The 18,744-nt window shown below is 66.2% G+C and carries 17 protein-coding genes and 1 pseudogene; 6 read left to right on the top strand and 12 right to left on the bottom strand.

Going from position 1 to position 18,744, the window contains the following annotated elements; all coding sequences use genetic code 11:
* Positions 1–110: 110 nt before the first annotated feature.
* The gene (locus tag HWX31_RS22530; protein ID WP_174964018.1) at positions 111–1,544 is read right to left on the bottom strand and encodes an aldehyde dehydrogenase family protein; all 1,434 of its coding nucleotides are present in this window, start codon (positions 1,542–1,544) and stop codon (positions 111–113) included.
* 29 nt (positions 1,545–1,573) lie between these two features.
* Positions 1,574–3,214, bottom strand: coding sequence for an acetolactate synthase large subunit (locus HWX31_RS22525; RefSeq protein ID WP_174964019.1), 1,641 nt, complete (start codon positions 3,212–3,214; stop codon positions 1,574–1,576).
* A 450-nt stretch (positions 3,215–3,664) separates the two neighbouring features.
* Between HWX31_RS22525 and HWX31_RS22520 the strand changes: the two are divergent.
* Both HWX31_RS22520 and HWX31_RS22515 read left to right on the top strand, forming a co-directional pair.
* Positions 3,665–3,973: pseudogene (locus HWX31_RS22520) on the top strand (type II toxin-antitoxin system RelE/ParE family toxin).
* Between the two features lie 3 nt (positions 3,974–3,976).
* Complete coding sequence (locus tag HWX31_RS22515) at positions 3,977–4,276, top strand: addiction module antidote protein (RefSeq protein WP_010089041.1); 300 nt, start codon at positions 3,977–3,979, stop codon at positions 4,274–4,276.
* A 48-nt stretch (positions 4,277–4,324) separates the two neighbouring features.
* Here HWX31_RS22515 and HWX31_RS22510 read toward each other — a convergent pair whose 3' ends face one another.
* From HWX31_RS22510 to andAc, 5 genes are all read right to left on the bottom strand, one after another.
* Positions 4,325–5,611: a DUF445 domain-containing protein gene (locus HWX31_RS22510; protein ID WP_174964020.1), complete on the bottom strand. Its 1,287-nt coding sequence runs from the start codon at positions 5,609–5,611 to the stop codon at positions 4,325–4,327.
* A 90-nt stretch (positions 5,612–5,701) separates the two neighbouring features.
* On the bottom strand, positions 5,702–6,922 hold the full coding sequence (gene andAa, locus HWX31_RS22505; protein WP_174964021.1) for an anthranilate 1,2-dioxygenase system ferredoxin--NAD(+) reductase: 1,221 nt from the start codon (positions 6,920–6,922) through the stop codon (positions 5,702–5,704).
* Entirely contained in the window at positions 6,912–7,238 is a 327-nt protein-coding gene (gene andAb, locus HWX31_RS22500; protein WP_045564530.1) for an anthranilate 1,2-dioxygenase ferredoxin subunit AndAb, read from the bottom strand. The genes andAa and andAb overlap by 11 nt, the downstream gene beginning before the upstream one ends.
* A gap of 19 nt (positions 7,239–7,257) precedes the next feature.
* Positions 7,258–7,734 carry an anthranilate 1,2-dioxygenase small subunit AndAd gene (gene andAd, locus HWX31_RS22495; protein ID WP_059618175.1) on the bottom strand — a complete coding sequence of 159 codons (477 nt, stop codon included), beginning with the start codon at positions 7,732–7,734 and terminating at the stop codon, positions 7,258–7,260.
* 14 nt (positions 7,735–7,748) lie between these two features.
* Positions 7,749–9,020: an anthranilate 1,2-dioxygenase large subunit AndAc gene (gene andAc, locus HWX31_RS22490; protein ID WP_174964022.1), complete on the bottom strand. Its 1,272-nt coding sequence runs from the start codon at positions 9,018–9,020 to the stop codon at positions 7,749–7,751.
* A 215-nt stretch (positions 9,021–9,235) separates the two neighbouring features.
* Here andAc and andR point away from each other — a divergent pair, with 215 nt between their 5' ends.
* Positions 9,236–10,195 (top strand): anthranilate 1,2-dioxygenase regulatory protein AndR, encoded by a 960-nt coding sequence (andR, locus tag HWX31_RS22485; RefSeq protein ID WP_174964057.1) that lies wholly within the window; start codon positions 9,236–9,238, stop codon positions 10,193–10,195.
* Between the two features lie 164 nt (positions 10,196–10,359).
* Here the strand turns inward: andR and HWX31_RS22480 are convergent, their stop codons facing one another.
* On the bottom strand, positions 10,360–11,250 hold the full coding sequence (locus HWX31_RS22480) for a LysR family transcriptional regulator (RefSeq protein ID WP_174964023.1): 891 nt from the start codon (positions 11,248–11,250) through the stop codon (positions 10,360–10,362).
* Between the two features lie 91 nt (positions 11,251–11,341).
* Between HWX31_RS22480 and HWX31_RS22475 the strand changes: the two genes are divergently transcribed.
* Genes HWX31_RS22475 through catC form a run of 3 tightly spaced genes read left to right on the top strand, consistent with a single transcriptional unit; the run spans position 11,342 to position 13,740 of the window.
* A complete protein-coding gene (locus HWX31_RS22475; RefSeq protein ID WP_174964024.1) occupies positions 11,342–12,475 on the top strand; it encodes a muconate/chloromuconate family cycloisomerase in 1,134 nt (377 codons plus the stop codon).
* A 33-nt stretch (positions 12,476–12,508) separates the two neighbouring features.
* The gene (gene catA, locus HWX31_RS22470) at positions 12,509–13,411 is read left to right on the top strand and encodes a catechol 1,2-dioxygenase (protein WP_059658532.1); all 903 of its coding nucleotides are present in this window, start codon (positions 12,509–12,511) and stop codon (positions 13,409–13,411) included.
* A gap of 38 nt (positions 13,412–13,449) precedes the next feature.
* A complete protein-coding gene (gene catC, locus HWX31_RS22465) occupies positions 13,450–13,740 on the top strand; it encodes a muconolactone Delta-isomerase (RefSeq protein WP_059618164.1) in 291 nt (96 codons plus the stop codon).
* Between the two features lie 199 nt (positions 13,741–13,939).
* On the opposite strand, the gene HWX31_RS22460 is transcribed toward catC, so the two are convergent.
* From HWX31_RS22460 to tssF, 4 genes are all read right to left on the bottom strand, one after another.
* Positions 13,940–15,127, bottom strand: a complete 1,188-nt coding sequence (locus HWX31_RS22460; RefSeq protein WP_244143808.1) for a hypothetical protein — start codon at positions 15,125–15,127, stop codon at positions 13,940–13,942.
* A gap of 152 nt (positions 15,128–15,279) precedes the next feature.
* The gene (tssJ, locus tag HWX31_RS22455; protein ID WP_174964025.1) at positions 15,280–15,810 is read right to left on the bottom strand and encodes a type VI secretion system lipoprotein TssJ; all 531 of its coding nucleotides are present in this window, start codon (positions 15,808–15,810) and stop codon (positions 15,280–15,282) included.
* Positions 15,811–15,823: 13 nt separating this feature from the next.
* Positions 15,824–16,930: a type VI secretion system baseplate subunit TssG gene (tssG, locus tag HWX31_RS22450; protein ID WP_244143807.1), complete on the bottom strand. Its 1,107-nt coding sequence runs from the start codon at positions 16,928–16,930 to the stop codon at positions 15,824–15,826.
* The gene (gene tssF / locus HWX31_RS22445; RefSeq protein ID WP_174964027.1) at positions 16,927–18,741 is read right to left on the bottom strand and encodes a type VI secretion system baseplate subunit TssF; all 1,815 of its coding nucleotides are present in this window, start codon (positions 18,739–18,741) and stop codon (positions 16,927–16,929) included. The genes tssG and tssF overlap by 4 nt, the downstream gene beginning before the upstream one ends.
* Positions 18,742–18,744 lie beyond the last annotated feature (3 nt).

Below are 18,744 nucleotides of genomic sequence, written 5' to 3'. Positions count from 1 at the left end.
GCCCCGGCGCGCCGTGTCGCGCGATTACATCACGATGCCGTGCGTGCGGTCGAGACCGTTCAGCGAATGGGCGGCGCATTCGCGCGCCGCCCGATTTCCGCCGCGCCGCGCTACCTGCGCCGCACCACCATCAGGCGCGGCTCCGTCATGTCGTCGATCGCATAGCGGATTCCTTCGCGGCCGAGGCCCGAGTCCTTCACGCCGCCGTACGGCATGTTGTCGACGCGGAACGACGGCACGTCGTTGATCACGACGCCGCCCACGTCGAGCTCGTCCCACGCGCGCTGCGCGTGCGCGAGCGAATCGGTGAACACGCCGGCCTGCAGCCCGAAATCGCTGTCGTTCACGCGCGCGAGCGCGTCGTCGAAGTCGTCGAACTTCTCGAGGATCGCGACCGGGCCGAACGCCTCCTTCCGGTACAGGTCCTGCTCGCGGCCGACGTTCTCGAGCAGCGTCGCCTCGAACATCGCGCCGTCGACCTTGCCGCCCGCGACGATCCGCGCGCCCGCCGCGACGGCCGCATCCATCCAGCCCGCGAGCCGGCGCGATTCGGATTCGGAGATCATCGGGCCGACGAAGGTCGCCGGGTCCTTCGGATCGCCCATCTTCAGCGAGCGGGTTTTCGCGATCAGCTTCTCGCGCAGCGCGTCGTAGAGACCGGCGTGCACGAGGATCCGCTGCACGCCGATGCAGCTCTGCCCCGACTGGTAGTACGCGCCGAACGCGAGCCGCTCGACCACGTAGTCGAGCCGGTCGCGCTGGTCCGCGTCGACGATCGCCGCCGCGTTGCCGCCCAGCTCCAGCACGACTTTCTTCTTGCCGGCCTTCTCCTTCAGCGCCCAGCCGACCGCGGGCGAGCCCGTGAACGACAGCAGCTTGAAGCGCTCGTCGGTCGTGAACAGGTCCGCGCCGTCGCGATGCGCGGGCAGCACCGAGAACGCGCCCTTCGGCAGGTCGGTTTCCGCGAGGACTTCGCCGATGATCAGCGCGCCGATCGGCGTGCGGCTCGCGGGCTTCAGCACGAACGGGCAGCCGGTCGCGAGCGCCGGCGCGACCTTGTGCGCGGTGAGGTTCAGCGGGAAGTTGAACGGCGAGATGAACGAGCACGGGCCGATCGGCACGCGCTTCGTGTAGCCCGTGTAGCCCTGCGCGCGCGCGGAAATCTCCAGGTTGATCACTTCGCCGTCGATCCGCACCGACTCCTCGGACGCGACGCGGAACGTGTCGATCAGCCGCGTCACTTCGCCCTTCGAATCGTTGATCGGCTTGCCGGCCTCGATGCACAGCGCCTCGGCCAGCTCGTCGAAGCGCTCGCGAAACCGCGCGACGCAGTGGTCGAGCACGGCCTGGCGCTTGTATGCGGGCAGCTCGCGCATCGGCTTCGCGGCGGCGACCGCCGCGCCGATCGCCGCATCGATCGCCTTCGCGTCGGCCAGCGCGACGCGCGTCGCGACTTCGCCGCTGTACTTGTCGGTCACCTCGAGATCGGTGTTCGCGTATACGGCAACGTTGGCGAGGTAATACGGATAGGTTTCCTTCAGCATGGAACGCCTCCTTCCGGTGAACGTTGAATTCAGAGCTGTGCCGACAGACGCTTGATCTCGCGGTTCAGCACGCGCTCGTTGTCCGAGTAGTCGATCGGCACGTCGATCAGGTGCACGCCCGGCGACGCGAAGCACTCGCGCAGCAGCGGCTCGAGATCGTCGGCCGCCTCGACCCGGTGGCCGTGCGCGCCGTAGCTCTGCGCATACGACACGAAATCGGGGTTCTGCAGCGTCATCGCGAAGTCGGGGAAATTCATGTTCTCCTGCTTCCAGCGGATCATCCCGAACGCGTCGTCGCGCAGGATCATCACGACGATGTCGAGCTTCAGCCGCACCGCCGTTTCGAGCTCCTGCGAGTTCATCATGAAGCCGCCGTCGCCGCACACGGCGATCACCTTGCGCTGCGGATGCACGATCTTCGTCGCGATCGCCGACGGCAGGCCCGCGCCCATCGACGCGAGCGCGTTGTCGAGCAGCAGCGAGTTCGGCTCGTGCGCGCGCCAGTAGCGCGCGAACCAGATCTTGTACATGCCGTTGTCGAGACACACGATCCCGTCGGCCGGCAGCGCGCGGTACAGGTCGTTGACGATCCGCACCGGATACATCGGGAAGCGCGGATCGTTCTGCCCCTTCTGCAGATGCGCGTCGAAATGCTCCTTGATCATCGCGAAGCGCGTGAAATCCCAGTGCGGCTGCGGCGCGAGCGCCTCCTTCATCTGCCACACCGCGTTCGCGATGTCGCCGACCACCTCGATCTGCGGGAAATAGACCGGGTCGACCTGCGCGCCGAGGAAGTTCACGTGGATCACGGTCTTGTCGTCGGCGCGCATGAAGAACGGCGGCTTCTCGATCACGTCGTGGCCGACGTTGATGATGCAGTCCGCGTGCTCGATCGCGCGGTGCACGAAATCGCCGTCCGACAGCGTCGCGTTGCCGAGCCACAGCGGGTGCGTTTCGTCGATCACACCCTTGCCCATCTGCGTCGTGAAGAACGGGATGCCCGTCTTGTCGACGAATTCGAGCAGCATCTTGCAGGTCGTCTTGCGGTTGCCGCCCGCGCCGATCATCAACAGCGGATGGCGCGCGGCCTGGATCGCGTCGACCGCGTGCGCGACCGCCTTCTCCTCGGCGACCGGGCGCCGGCTGTAGCTCGCCGGGATCGGCTTGCCGTCGCCCTCCTCGTGCGCGATGTCCTCCGGCAGCTCGAGGTGCGTCGCGCCCGGCCGCTCCTCTTCCGCGCGCCGGAACGCCTCGCGCACGGCCGCCGGGATATTGCCGATCGACACGATCTGCCGCGTAAACTTCGTGAGCGGCTGCATCATGTCGACGACGTCGACGATCTGGAAGTGGCCCTGCTTGCTGGACTTGATCGGCTTCTGCCCGGTGATCATCAGCATCGGCATGCCGCCGAGCTGCGCATACGCGGCCGCCGTCACGAAGTTGGTCGCGCCGGGGCCGAGCGTCGCCAGGCAGACGCCCGTGCGGCCCGTCAGGCGTCCGTAAGTGGCGGCCATGAAACCGGCCGCCTGCTCGTGCCGGGTCAGCACGAGCTTGATCCGCGATCGCCGCAGCGATTCGAGCAGATCGAGGTTTTCCTCGCCGGGAATGCCGAACACATACTCGACGCCTTCGGCTTCCAGCGCCTTCACGAACAGATCCGATGCTTTCATGGGGGACTCTCGGTTGATGCCGCCTGCCCGGCCTACGGGCGTGCGGTACTCGGGACGCACGCCGGCCTACGGCGCGCGGACGCTTTACCTAAGGGTCTGCGTTCCATATGTAAGCAGACCCGAGACACTGACCACACTGCATTTGCCCGCCGCGCAGCGCACGGCGGCGTCTCCGGAATCCGGAGGACGAACGGATCCGCCGGCGCGCAACGAGCGCGCACCGGCGGCAAAGACGCTTTTGATTGTAGACGGAATCGGATATTCCCGACTTCCGTCGCCGCCCCGTCCGATCGTCGCGGAAGGATCGTCCGAACGGCCAATCGGACCGTCAGGCGAGGGGGGCGGCTCTATAGTCAGACATCGCGCCGCCATCCGTCCGATGGAAAGGCGACGCGACGCTTCACCGGCAATCTGTGAACCGTGGTTGACACACTGCTATCGATGCCCTAGATTCCCCCTGTATTCACCATCCGAACCACCGAGTTCTTCGACGCATGGTTCGACGCGCTGCAGGATCGCGTCGCGAAACGCCGCATCTAGGCGCGCATCGACCGGCTGGCAACGGGCAACCCGGGCGACTGGAAGTCCGTCGGCGCGCCGGTCGTCGAAATGCGCATCGACCACGGCCCGGGCTATCGCGTCTACTACGTGCAGCGGGAATCGGCATGGGTGATCCTGCTGTGCGGCGGCGACAAGTCGACGCAACAGGCGGACATACGCGCCGCGCACGCGATGCTCGGGCATCTCGATACGGAGTAGTCGATGGACAAGATCAAGACCCGGCCATGGGATTCGGCCGAACACCTGAAGACCGAAGACGACATGGCCGAGTACTTCGAAGCCTGCCTGCAGGAGGCCGGCGACGATCCGGCCTTCATCGCGCACGCGCTCGGCGTGATTGCGCGTGCGCGCGGCATGTCGCAGGTCGCGCGCGATGCGGGCCTGTCGCGCGAAGGTCTGTACAAGGCGCTGTCGCACGACGGCAACCCGAGCTTCGGCACGATCCTGAAGGTCATCAAGGCGCTCGGCCTGCAACTGCACGGCTCGAAAGCACACGCCTGATTCGGGCGCGCGCGACGTCGCGCCCTTTCCCCGCCGGCGCCGGCCGCGTCAATGCAGCCAGCCGCCCGCCCAGCGCGGCGCGAGCGACACGAGATACAGCCCGAGCCCGATCAGCCCGCCGACCAGCGTGCCGTTGATGCGGATGTACTGCAGGTCCTTGCCGATGTTCAGCTCGATCTGCCGCGACATCTCGCGCGCGTCCCAGTTGCGCACCGTGTCGCGGATGTGGCGCATCAGGAAGTCGGCGAAATCCGGCGCCATCTCGTACACGGCTTTCTCGACGTGCTCGTTCAGCGACGCGCGCAACGCGGGGCTTTCCGCGAGCCGCGCGCCGAGCCAGCCGCCGAGCGTCGCGGCCTGCCGGTGCAGCGTCGAGTCGGCGCGCGCGAGATCGGCCTTCAGCCATGCGCGCAACTGGCCCCACAGATCCAACAGGTAAGTGTTGAACGCATCGCCGTCGCGAATGTAGCGCTTGATCTCCTCGCCCTTCTCGATGAACACGGGGTCGTACTTCAGGCGCTCGACCAGCTTGACGACCGTCGCGTCGAAGCGCTGCCGCAGCTCGTGCTCCGGGTCCGCGGCGACCTGTTCGAGCACACGGTTCACCGCGTTCGCGATCAGCTCGGCGCCGTTCTCGCCGAGCCAGTTCGTCGGCAGGATCTTCTCGACGGTCGGGTACTGGCTCTTCAGCCAGTCGACGATGTACGCGGCGATCACCGCGCGGTTTTCCGGCTGGTCGAGCAGGTTCGTCACCTGCCCGATCGCGTCGTCGAGCAGCGCCTGGTGGCGACCGTCCTTCGTCAGCGTATCGAGAATCGCGCCGGCCGATTGCGACAGGTCCACCTTGTCGACCAGCGCGCGGAACGCGTCGTGCACGAACGACTGGATCCGCGCATCGTCGGTCATGTCGAGCGCGAAGCTCATCAGCTTCGTCGCGTAGCCGCCGAGCGCGTCGGTGTTCGCGGGCTCGCCGAGCCATGCGCCGAGCTTCTGCGCGGGATCGTGCTGGCGGATCTGCGCGGCGAGCGCGTCGGGGCCGAGGAATTTCTCGCGGACGAACACCGCGAGGTTGTCGGCGATCTTGTCCTTGTTCTGCGGAATGATCTCGGTGTGACGCGACACGAACGGGATCGGCACGCGCCGGAACAGCGCGACGACCGCGAACCAGTCGGCGAGCGCGCCGACCATCGCGGCCTCGGCCACCGCCTTGATCCCGTCGATCCAGACGCCGCGCGGCAGGAAGATCGTCGTCACGAACACCGCGACGGCGACGAGCAGCAGCGACAGCGCGCGTCGCTTGCTGCGGTTCAGTTCAAGGGCTTTGTCAGGGGTCATGGGAGGCGGGTGAATCGGCGTTGCCGCTAATATCCCCGAATTCGCGGCTGCCGACAAACGCGACATGCCCGCGCCGCCCCCACCCCGCCGTCAGAGAAACGCCTTCAGGTTCACCGCCGGGTCGGCCAGCCGCTCCGGATCGGGCACGGCGCCCGCCGCGATCATCCGGCGGCACGCGCCGATGTCGCGCCCTGCGTTCACCGCGGCGGCCGCGACGAGCCTGCCGTCGTCGCCCAGCCCGAACACCGCGAACGCGCCCTTCGACGGATCGCCGCGCACGACCGCCGTCCGCTCGCCGCCGAACAGCCCGAGCATCTGCAGGTTGCAGTCGTACTGATCGGACCACAGCCACGGCAGCTCGGCATAGGTCTCGTCCGCGCCGAGCGCGTTCGCCGCCGCGACGGCCGGCTGGTTCTCCGCGACCTGCCACGACTCGATCCGCACATGGCGGCCGAGCAGCGGATTGAAGTGCATCGTCACCTCGCCCGCCGCGAAGATCGCCGGATCGCTCGTGCGGCAGCCCGCGTCGACGCGCACACCGTTGTCGACGTCGAGGCCCGCCGCCTGCGCGAGCTCGACATTCGGCACGACGCCGATCCCGACGACCACGATATCGGCCGTCACGTCCCCGCCATCCGTCTCGACCACCGCGCTGCCCGACGCGCCGCGCCGGATCGCGCGCGGCAGCGCCGACAGCCGGAATTCGACGCCGCGCCCGTCGTGCAGGCGCCGTGCGAACGCGCCGACCACGTCCGGCAGCGCGCGTTGCAGCAGGCGCGCGGCGGGGTCGATCACCGTCACCGCGCAGCCGAGCTGACGCGCGGCCGCCGCGACTTCGAGGCCGATGAAGCCGCCGCCGAGCACCGCGACGTGCTTGCCCGGCGCGAGCGCCGCACGCAGCGCCCGCGCATCGGCGACCGTGCGCACGTAATGCAGCGGCACGCCCGCGTCCGCCGGCCCGCCGAACCTGCGGACCCGCGAGCCGGTCGCAAGCACGAGCCGCCGGTACGGCAGCGTCGCGCCGTCGTCGAGCCGCACGCGCTGCACGTCCCGCTCGATCGCGTCGACCCGCGTGCCGAGCCGCAGCGCGATCCGCTGCGCGTCGTACCACGCGGCGTCGCGCACGAACGCGCGCGCTTCGCCGCCGTCGCTCAGCAGCGCATCCTTCGACAGCGCGGGCCGGTCGTAAGGCAGCTCGCGCTCCGCGCCGATCATCACGATGCGCACGTGGGCGTCGCGCGCGCGCAGCGCTTCGGCGGTGCGGCGCGCAGCATGGCCGGCGCCGACGATCAGGACAGGATCAGCCGACATTGACTTCCACCTGCCCGTCGACGATCCGGATCGGATAAGTCCGCACCGGCTCGGTGATCGGCGCGCATTTCGGCGCGCCGGTGCGAATGTCGATCAGCCCCTGATGCAGCGGGCATTCGACGCAGCCGTCCTCGACATAGCCTTCCGACAGCCGCGCGTGGCCGTGCGTGCAGAGGTCGTGCATCGCGAACAATTCGTCGCCGATCCGGAACACCGCGATCGGCTTCTGTCCGGCGACGCGCGCCGCCGGTTCGTCTTCGGAGAATTCGTCGATGGCGCCGAGCGGGTGCCACTCGGTCAGCGTTGCTTCAGTCATGTCGTTCCTCACATTCCACTCAGATCGGGGTGGCCAGCAGCGTCTGCACGCGCGACGTGTCGTAGATCACGCGCTTGGTCTTGTAGCGCAGGCCGTCGGGCGTGCGCACCACCGTGTCGTAATACTTGCCGGCCTGGTACACGTTCGATTCGCCGTTGCTGCGCGTCTGCACGACGACGTAGCTGCTCTCGGTGTCGATCTCGCCGTCGCGCTCGGCGACGACCATCAGCCCCGACGTCATGTGCCGGTACGTGTGCTCCTCGAAGATGTTCGCGTGCCGCAGCGACACGACGCGATCGCGCAGCATCCGCCGGTTCGTGCAATGCACGATCCCGACCGGCAGCCCGAGGTCCGCGTTCTCCTTCGGCACGATCTCGTACGTGCAGTCCTCGGTGAACAGCTCCGGCCACTGTTCGAGCCGGTCGTTGTCGAGGTGGCTGATATAGCGGTTCTGCAGCATGGCGATCTCGAACCACGTCTTCATGTCTTCCGTCATTTCGCGCTCCCGCTTCAATAGCCCATCAGCTTCTGGTAGCCGACCCAGAACTTGCGGATCAGGCTTTCGGTGATCACCGTGTCCTGCTGGTCCGGATTGCCGCGCGACATCTCGATCACCGATGTCGCGTCACCGTCTCGCACCGTGCCGCGCTGCACGAGCTCGGTCGCCTCGGTGTCCTCCATCGAGATGTAGCCGGCCGGCCCGACGAGGTTCGCCTGCTTGATGCGCAGCGCGCGCAGCTCGGGCGTGTCGTCCGCATAGCCGAAGAAGTGGAAGATCAGCTCGAAGTTGTCCGGCCCCTTCGGCAGGACCTGCCGCGCGACCAGCGTGTTGTGGATCTGCTGGATCACGAGCTGCGGAAAGATCGGCTGGATGTGGTTCGTGCAGTCCTCGTCGTATTCGGACACGAGATCGAGAATCGATTCGTCCTCCAGATGGAAGCCTTCGTCGAACGAGCGGATGTTCTGCTGCTTGTAGGCGGCCGACGTGTCGTCGCCGGTCTTCGTCACCGTGATGATGCTGTGCAGCCCGTGGGTCGCGTCGGGAATCGAGCGCGCCTTCATGCCGACGCGGAAGATGTTGAAGGTCGTATGGAACAGATGCAGCATGCTCGCGTGATACGGGTCCTTCACGTTCTCCAGGTACAGCTTCCAGTTCGATTTCGAATACTGGCGCGTGCAGCCGAGATATTCGACCGGCTTGTGGAAGATCCGGTCGATCCACGGGCGCATCTGCTCGCCGAGGTAGTCGGGCAGCGGCGCGACGTCGTCGCTGAAGGTCGCGAACACGAGCCCGCGATAGCTGTCGACGCGCAGCTTGCGCAGCCCGTGCTGCTTCGGATCGAAATCGGCCGGCATCCCGGTCATCCCTTTCTGGCCGCGCCGGAACGGCACGCCGAGCAGGTTGCCGGTGTTGTCGAAGCTCCACTGGTGATAGACGCACGTGTGCGAGCTCGCATTGCCGCGCGCCTTGCGGCACACCTGCGCGCCGCGGTGCGCGCAGCGGTTCACCCACGCGGCGAGCGCGCCGTCCTCGGCGCGCGTGACGACGACCGGCGTGTCGCCGACGAACGTGCTCTTGAAGTCGCCCGGGTTCGGGATCTCGGCTTCCAGCGCGACGAAATTCCACGTCGGGCCGCGAAAGATGCGTTCCTGCTCGCGATCGTAGACGGCGCGCGAGCTGAACACCTTATATGGCACGCGCGAGCCGTCGTCGTGCGGAAACGTCACGTCGGACGCGTCTTCGCGCGCCGCGAACAGGACTGGCGATTCTGTCTGCTCCATGTCGGACTCCTTGTCGATCCGGTTGGGGGGTATCTTGATGGAGCCTATTTTTGAAACGCTAATATTCGGCGTCTATCCGGAATCTGCAAATGCGGCGGCGCAGTATCCACTTCCGGCAGGTTTCTGCGCTAGGATGGCGGCACACGTGACGCCGGCGCCCCGATCCCGCCCCATTCATCGGATCGAAGCACGCGTCCACATACAGACCGATGCCCATGCCCCCAACGTCGTTCGAGCCGCTCGCGCTGCGCGCGCACCGGCTGTTCGAATCCCGCGATCTCGACGAGACGCGCGAGCGGATTTCGCGCGTGATGCAGCCGCACGCGCTGCTGCCGAGCGGCCGCGTGCACGGCGCGTCGCATATGGATTTCGTGCGGATCGGCGGGCTCGGGATCGGCACGATCGCGTTCGGCGAACCGATGCGCGTGCAGGTCGACGCGGTCGACGGCTATTACCTGCTGATGTTCTGCCTGTCCGGACAGGCCGACGTGCGTGCGATGGGCCGGCAGGTCGGCGTCGACGGGCAGACCGGCGTGCTGTGCGCGCCCGGCGAGCGCTTCGATGCGCAGCTGTCGGCCGACTGCGAGCAGTTCGTGCTGCGCATCGATGCGGCCACCGTCGGCGCGCTGACCGGCGATCCGCGTGCAACGCTCGACCCCGTGCTGCGCGTGAGCGACGCGGCGCTCACCGCGTGGCGGCAGCAACTGATGCTGGTCGCGGGCTCGCCGGCCCTGCTCGAACGCGCGAGCGCGAATCCGCGCGTTGCATCGCAACTCGAACACCTGCTGATCGACCTGCTGATCGAAGGGCATCCGCCGTCGGTCGTTCCCCCGTCGCGCCACGACCCCGTGCCCGGCTTCATGCGGCGCGCGCAGGAATTCGTCGCGGCCCACTACGCGCAGCCGCTGCAGCTTGCCGACATCGTCGGCGCGGCCGGCGTGCCGGAGCGCACGCTGCGCGATGCGTTCATCCAGTTTCGCGGGATGAGTCCGATGCAGTACCTGCGCCACGCACGGCTCGAGCATGCGCGCGACCTGCTGCGCGCCGCGGGCAGCGAGCGGCGGATCGCCGACATCGCGCTCGATTGCGGCTTCACGCACCTCGGCCGGTTTGCGATCGCGTATCGGGAGACGTTCGGCGAATTGCCGTCGGAGACGCTCGACGGGAAGCGCTGAGGCGAAGTGCGGGGCGAATTTCCTGCGCGTTTTCGGCCACGGCGTTCACGTTCTTCATCACTTTTTACTGTGGCGACGTACTTGGCTGCGCTTGCTCCGCGCCCACGCCTGCGGAAGGCTGCGAAATTGACCGTTAGTTGCGGTATAGAGTGCAACAGCGGCCGTCAGCCCGCCGGCACGATCATCGCGCGGGCGATCGCGCAGAACGCCGCCGTCGCGGGGCTTTCGTCATGCACGCGGCGGCTCATGATGATCGGCGACGTCGCGACCGGCTCCGGCAGCCGCCGGTAGACGACGCCCTTCACCCGCACGCCCTCGACACTTTCCGGCACCAGCGACACGCCGACTTCCGCGGCGACGAGCCCGAGCGCCGTCTGCAATTCGCGCACCTCGTGCACGCCGGCCGGCGCGAGCCCGCCGTCGCGCAGCGCGGACAACTGCTGGTCCGCGAAACTCGGCCGCGGCGTGCTCGGATAGACGATCAGCGTCTCGTTCGCGACGTCGGCCAGCGCGAGCGGCCGGTCCGGATCGGCGAGCGGATGCCCGGCCGGCAGCGCCGCGATCAGCTTCTCCTCGATCAGCGCCTCGCGCACGAGCTGATCGTCGTCGAACCGCAGGCGGCCGAACCCGACGTCGATCCGCCCGCCCTTCAGCGCGCCGAGCTGCTCGAGCGTGAACATTTCGATCAGCGACAGCTCGACGTCCGGCCGCGTCTCGCGGAACGCGCGAATCACGTCCGGCAGCGCGCCGTACAGCGTCGACGGCACGAAGCCGATCACGATCCGCTCCGACATCTGCGCGAGCCGCCGCGTCAGCGGCCCGAGCTCGTCCGCCTGGTCGACGAGGCGCTTCGCCTGCGCGTAGAACACCCGGCCCGCCTCGGTCAGCTTCAGCGGCCGCGCGCCCCGCTCGAACAGCGGCAGGCCGATTTCGTCCTCGATCGCCTGGAGCTGGCGGCTCAACGGCGGCTGCGTCATGTGCAGGCGCTCCGCGGCGCGCGTGATGTTCATTTCCTCGGCGACGGCAATGAAATACCGGAGCTGACGCAATTCCATTGCATACCTCGAAAGTATGGAAGTAGTCGGAAAGAGTGTTGGACGCCGCCGGGCGGATGTTCCTACCATGTGCACCAACAGGAGGAATCGCATGATAGCAACTGCCGCCACCATCGAGCGCGTCGAGACGCTGCTCGTCGACGTGCCGACGATCCGCCCGCACAAGCTGTCGGTCGCCACGATGAATTGCCAGACCCTCGTGCTGGTCCGGGTTCGATGCTCGGACGGTATCGAAGGCGTCGGCGAAGCAACCACGATCGGCGGCCTCGCGTACGGCGAGGAAAGCCCGGAGAGCATCAAGGTCAACATCGACACCTATTTCGCGCCGCTGCTGCAGGGCATGGACGCGACCCGCCCGGGCGCCGCGATGGCGCGCGCACGCAAGCTGTTCCAGGGCAACCGCTTCGCGAAGTGCGCGCTCGAGACCGCGCTGTTCGACGCGCAGGCGCGCCGCCTCGGCGTGCCGCTGTCCGAGCTGTTCGGCGGCCGCACGACCGACGCGGTGGACGTCGCTTGGACGCTCGCGAGCGGCGACACGCAGCGCGACATCGCGGAAGCCGAGGCGATGCTCGAAGCGCGCCGCCATCGCGCGTTCAAGCTGAAGATCGGCTCGAGCCCGGTGGCCGACGACGTCGCGCACGTGATCGCGATCAAGCGCGCGCTCGGCGAGCGCGGCGACGTGCGGATCGACGTGAACCAGGCGTGGACCGAAACCGATGCGATCTGGGCCGGCCCGCGACTCGCGGAAGCCGGCGTGAGCCTCGTCGAGCAGCCGATCGCCGCGACCAACCGCGCGGGCCTGAAGCGCCTCACGCAGCTCGCGCAGATTCCGATCATGGCCGACGAGGCGCTGCACGGCCCCGTCGACGCGTTCGCGCTCGCGCAGGATCGAGCCGCCGACGTGTTCGCCGTGAAGATCGCGCAATCGGGCGGCCTGCAGGGCGCGGCGAGCGTCGCGGCGATCGCGGCGGCGGCCGGCATCGCGCTGTACGGCGGCACGATGCTCGAAGGCGCGGCCGGCACGATGGCGTCCGCGCAGCTGTTCAGCACGTTCGGCGCGCTGCAATGGGGCACCGAGCTGTTCGGCCCGCTGCTGCTGACCGAGGAAATCCTCGTCGAGCCGCTGCGTTACGAGGATTTCAAGCTGCACCTGCCGGCTTCGCCCGGCCTCGGCATCACCTTCGACTGGGCCCGCATCGAACGGATGCGACGCGGCGCCCGCTGATCCCCCGCAAGCCACCCGATATTGGAGACACGCATGAACAAGGACGCCATCGACGCGCTGCTGAAGACCTTCGACGATGCCGCCGAGAAGCCCGGCAACCCGCGCGTGCGCGCGATCGTCAACCGGATCGTGAAGGACCTGTGCTACACGATCGAGGATTTCGACGTGCAGCCGAGCGAGTTCTGGACCGCGCTCAACTACCTGAACGAGGCCGGCAAGGAATTCGGCCTGATCGCCGCGGGCCTCGGCCTCGAGCGTTTCCTCGACGTGCGGATGGACGAGGCCGAAGCGAAGGCCGGCATCCACGGCGGCACGCCGCGCACGATCGAAGGGCCGCTGTATGTCGCGGGCGCGCCGGAATCGGTCGGCCATGCGCGCCTCGACGACGGCACCGATCCGGGCCAGACGCTCATCATGCGCGGCCGGGTGCTCGGTGACGACGGCAAGCCGCTCGCGAACGCGCTCGTCGAGGTGTGGCACGCGAACCATCTCGGCAACTACTCGTACTTCGATCAGTCGCAGCCGGCATTCAACCTGCGCCGCTCGATCCGCACCGACGCCGACGGCCGCTACAGCTTCCGCAGCGTGCTGCCGGTCGGCTACAGCGTGCCGCCGGGCAGCAAGACCGAGCAGCTGCTCGACCAGCTCGGGCGCCACGGCCATCGTCCCGCGCACATTCACTTCTTCGTTTCCGCGGACGGTTATCGTAAGCTGACGACGCAGATCAACATCGAAGGCGATCCGCACATCTGGGACGATTTCGCATTCGCGACGCGCGAAGGGCTGATCCCGAAGGTCAAGCAGGCCGAAGGCGCGGAAGGCAAGCCTTACAACGTCGATGGCCAGTTCGCGCTGATCGATTTCGACTTCACGCTGGTCAAGGATCGTACGAACGTGCCTGAGAGTGAAGTCGAACGCGTGCGCGCGCAGGCGTGACAGGCGTCGCGGCAAAACGATAACGCAAGGAGCGTGTGATGCTGTTTCATGTGGAAATGACCGTCAACCTGCCGCACGACATGGACCCGGTGAAGGCGGCTACGTTGAAGGCCGAAGAAAAGGCGATGTGTCAGCGCCTGATGCACGAAGGCGTCTGGCGGCATCTGTGGCGGATCGCGGGGCAGTATGCGAACGTCAGCATTTTCGACGTCGAGAGCGTGCAGCAGCTGCATGACGTGTTGAGCCAGTTGCCGCTGTTTCCGTATATGAGCCTCGAGGTGCGGGCGCTGTGCCGGCATCCGTCGTCGGTTCGGGAAGATGATCGGTGAGTGAGCAGTGAATCGCGGTCGTTGCTGTGCGACTGCGAGGATGTGCAGCGCGGGGGACCTGTGATTCCACTCAGGTCGCCCGCTTCGCTTCATGACAGCCCCGTTGCGCGCGGTATCGGCTCGCACGGCCCGCATCGCAGCGCGGACCTGCCGCTCGTATCGTTCGTATCGCCGAAGCGATTCGCGTGATGCAAGCCGGTTACTTCTGCGCGTTCATTTTGTCGGCGACTTCCTCTCCATAAACCTTGGCGATGCGTCGTTCGACAAGGGCCTTCGTCAGCGTCTCGCTGAAATCGTCGGCCGTTTTCCAGCCGCTGCCATCCTTGACGAAGGTGAAGTCCCCTTTCAATTGCAGCATCGACGGCGCGCCGAACGCGCCGAGTAGCCTGTCGCGATAGTCGATCAGCAATGGGCACGACACATGATCGCTGTCGATCTGCTTGCAATCCGCGGCCGGCACGACGCCCAGGACGCTGCTCTCCATTGTCGTGGGCGTGTCGTCGCCCGGGAACGGCTTGCCATAACTCGGCGACATGCGCGATACCTTCGAATCGAATCCGACAACACCCGCCATGAAAGCCGTGCTGATGGCTTCCCGGCCAACGGGCGCGCCCAGTTTCGGGTTTAGACCTCGTTCGTTATAGCGAGCGATTACGTATTCCGGCGGGAACGTCTGCATAACGAAATCGCCCTTGCCCTTCTCATTTGGCCGAACGACATAGCCGATGTTCGTGTGCAGGTCGGCTATGCCCATATCGGCGACACAACCGCGAGAACGATTGGACTCGTCGTAACCGATCTCCCGGTGATTGCTGATGCGCGGATAGGTCTCGCTACCCAGGTCTCGCGTCGCCATCGTGTTCTTTCGAATCATGTCCATGCGGACGTCGAACATGATCGAGTTCAGCGCCTTGACCGTCTCGGACGCACCGCACGTGGGAGTCGACGCGGGCCACATCAGGTACGCGCCGATCGCAAGCGCCACCGCCAGGCCGCCGAGGCCAATGAACGCCTGCCTCCTCTTCTGCTCGCTCTGGGTGAGCTTGACCAGTTCGTCGAAGCGCCGTTCAAATTGCGTTGGGTCGAGGTCCTTCAGAAATTGGAGCAGGACGAGCTGGGCGCGAATATCGTCGAAGCGTGTTTCCATCAGGTTGCGCGTGGCTTTCGCTTCGGCTTCCGCGGTCGTGTAACCCTCGACGATCAGCCAGTCGAGCAGGTGGCGAATGTCGTCGCTGACCGGAATCTCGTCCGGCGTGTCCTTCAGCCGCTGGCGCGCCTGTCCGGCCTGCTCCTCCGTCAGGTAGTCGCCAACCTCGAGCACGACAAGCATGCCAAGGCGAGCATCGTCCTCCCCCGACTCAGGATTGCTTGTTTGTTCTGGTTGCATGGCTATTGCTCTCTGTTGAAAATGATGCGCGGCGCTGCTGTACGACTGCGTAGCGACAACGGTTCGTCATGTTTTCGGTGCCGAAGCCCGATATGCCTCTAGAATCGGATTCCGAACATTTCCGGCCGATACTTGAACTGCACCAACGCCTGTTATCTGGTCTCCTTCGCGTCCGGATCGCCACCTTCCCGAATGCCATTCTTCGACAATTCAAGTTTTAGCGGCTTGTCGGCATCGATTTTTTTCTTTTCGATTACACGCTTCCAGGCACCGACGTCCCCCGGATTGCGGTAGAACGCGACGATTGCGACATATTTCGTATCGCGCTGCATCGGCTGGGACAGACTGGCCGACGCACCGGGATTCACGACCGTCGAAATTTCCGCCTGCAAATCCTGTGCGAGTGCGGTTCTGTCGCTCTTCAATAGGTCGTCGTAGGAGGCGCCGTCGAACATCTTGCGGTCCTTCAATTGGTAGACGCGTACGGCAACCGACGTCGCCCGGCCGATGTCATCGGGATTCAACGCGGCGCGTGCCGTGAAATCGACATTCAGTACCTTCACCTGCTTGAAGAATACGGCGCGGTAGGCGCTTGACGAAGCATCCGAGACGGATTGCCACGCGCCGCAAGCTGACAGCAGCACGACAGCCGCGATGGTCGAAACAGCGAAACGGATGGTCATGAAAGTTTCCTGGTCAGGCATGTTGGGTCAGGTGCGGATTCGGTCCGGGGGCAGGAAACGCCTGATAGACCCCGAGCGCGATATTGATCAGGCGCGCTTCATCGGCAGGCAGTACGGTGGTCCATCCGAGGCGTGGCGCCGAGCCGCGATGCGTCGGACCGATTGCCGGCAATGGCGCAAGTCGTGACGACACCTCCATCCGCAGATGCACATCTGCCTTGACGCCGACATAAAGCTGCATGAAGGCCATCAACTCGCGATGCAGCGATGCGCCCGGCAGCAGTGCCTGAGCCTGTTGCGCATCGGCGGGCTGCAGCGTCACACGAACCGCGCGGCCGCGATACGCCATTCGCTTGCCGAGCACGTAGCCGCGACCCAGCCCCTTGCGCTCGCCATTCACTTGCGCCCCCGCGATGCTATCCACCGACTTGAGCGGCTGCGGCCGCCCCGTCGACGTCACGACGGGCCAGAACTCGTCGACCCGAACGCCGACACGCGGTATCGCCAGCGCGACCACACCCGCCAGCCCTTCCGGCGTGCGGGTCCGCTGGATCAACAACCCCAGCAGCGCCAGCATCCGCGAATCGGGTAAGCCGGCGCGCTTCGGCTTGTCGCCCCAACCGAACCCGACCAGCGACAGCAGGTTGCGCGAATGCGCGTCGCTGCCACCCGGCCGGAAGCTCTCCGGATAGCGGTACTTTTTCCATGCGCGATACAGCAGCGTGACGAACCGATGATTGAACTGATCGAGAAATGCCTCGACGACCTCGTGCCCCTCCTCGCGCAACGCGATCTCGTCGATCATGTGCGACGGTACCGCCGCGTCGACGCCATACAGCCCCATGAACGTCGTGCGCAGGGTCGGTCGAGCATCGAGGCCGAATGTGTCGGACCCGTCATCGAACTCGACCGACGCGACTTCGCCAGCCGGAAAGCCCATGCGCGGCCTCGGTCGGAAACGCACCGGCTCGTGCTCGACCGCATCTTGCATGCCGAAAACCGGCCGATCCGACACGCGCAGTTCGAGCAGTCTGCACAACTGCATGAAGCTCATGCGCGGCGCGCGCGCCAGCAGCGACGCGACCAGCGGATCGAGATTAGGCGATTCGAACGGTTTCATAGCGGGGCCCGCTGCGCCTTGCTGCGCGGCCATTCGATCCGGGCCTGCGTCGGCAGGCTGATGATCGCGAGCTTCGTGAACAGGTTGATATCGGCATACAGCGCGAAGAACCGGTGCAGCAGCTCGCCGAACAGCATGACGTCGCCCTCGCCCGCGAACGCATGACTGTCGAGCGTGACCTCGATCAGCACACCCCGCTCGACCGAGCCGCCCGACACCTCCTCGATCAGCTCCTGCGATACCCAGAGAATTCCGGCGAGACGCCGGCGATTCAGTTCGTCGTTCGTCCAATCGTAGAGCGCGAGTGCGCCGCGCAGCACCTCCGCATCCATCATCGACAGGAAGTTCGGCGCCAGGTGCGACAACACGCGCCACTGGAACCGGTCTCCCGTGGGCGGATACAGCGGCAACGTCGGCGACACGAGATTGCGCACGCCGGCGACGTTCTGCGTGCTGACCGCAATTTCATTGAGGCTCGCCTCCCGAAGCCCCTTGCGCGGCAGCATGCCGTTCGTGCCCGTTACGCGCAGCGACAGGCTTTCCTCGGGCAGCGTGTCCATGCGTTCCCACGCATGGCCGCCGAGAATCACCCACGTTTCGTGCAGCCCGGACACGCCCGGTCGCACGCGCGTGTGGAAATAGCGCTCCGGCGCCTCGTGCCGCAGCATGCCGCCGCGGTGCCTGAACGTCGCGAACGGAACGTACTCGTATCGCTCGGCCGTGTCGTGGTCGAACGTCGCGATCGCGTCGACCGAATAGGTTTCGACATGCTCGCCCTGATGGCCGGCCGGCACCACGCGATACTCGGTTTCGTGATGGTCGATCTCGATCGGTTCGGCATCGAGTTCGAACAGGTTGATCACGGGGCTGCAGAACAGCCGCACGTTCTCCGCGCTGAAACGCTGGTCGGACGGCCACGCATGTTTCAGCACGATCTCCAGCTCGAAACGGGTCGATTTTTCGGGCAGTTTCGCGATGTCCAGACCGCACAGATCGACGAACAGGAATTTCTCGCGGAACGTGAAGTACTCGAGCAATAGCTGATATCCGGAGAATGCCGCATCGGCCTTTGGCCACAACCGTTCTTCGGTCGAGAAGCCCGCGGGCTCTATCGTGATGCCGGCGAGCGGCACCGCTTCGCCGTCGCGGATTTCCGGAATGCGCCAATGGATTGCATCGATCTGTCGTGTGAGCGCGAGGTGCATCGCGAACGCGGTCGGCAAATCCGCGTTCAGGTGCAGGCGCAGCCGCGACAGATCCGTTTCCGTGCGCAGCGCAGATCCTTCGACCGCGAAGCCGATCCGGATCACCGAACGGCCGTCGTGGCGCACGGCCGGTCCAGCGTGCGTGATCACGACCGGCTGTAGCGCGACGGCTTGCGTGGTTCGATACAGGCACTGGACCGCTCGCGGTGTCGTGCCTTCCGCCCTCTCCGGGGATGGCACGTTGATCGGCGCCGAGCGTACGGGCACGCCGGCCGGCACTATTTCGGTTTTCTGCAATTTTTCCGCGGGCGGAATCAGCTCGACGATCGACAACGACGGAATCATTCGCAGATAGTGCGGCCACAGAAGGCTCACGAGCCCCTCGGTGAGTTCCGGCAGTTCGTCGTCGAGCTTCTGGCGAAGCCGGCCGGTCAGGAACGCAAAGCCTTCGAAGAGCCGCTCGACATACGGATCGCGATCGCCGACGCGGTCGAGGTTGAGCAGGCGTGCACGGTCGGGGTGCGCTTTCGCGAATTCCTTGCCGGACTCGCGCAGATAGCGCATTTCCGCTTCGTAGTAGCGCAGGATGGGATCGTTGTTGTCCATTGA

Origin of the sequence: Burkholderia ubonensis, from assembly GCF_902833085.1 — a bacterium.
GTDB lineage: Bacteria > Pseudomonadota > Gammaproteobacteria > Burkholderiales > Burkholderiaceae > Burkholderia > Burkholderia ubonensis.
This window is presented reverse-complemented; position numbering and strand designations above follow the sequence as displayed.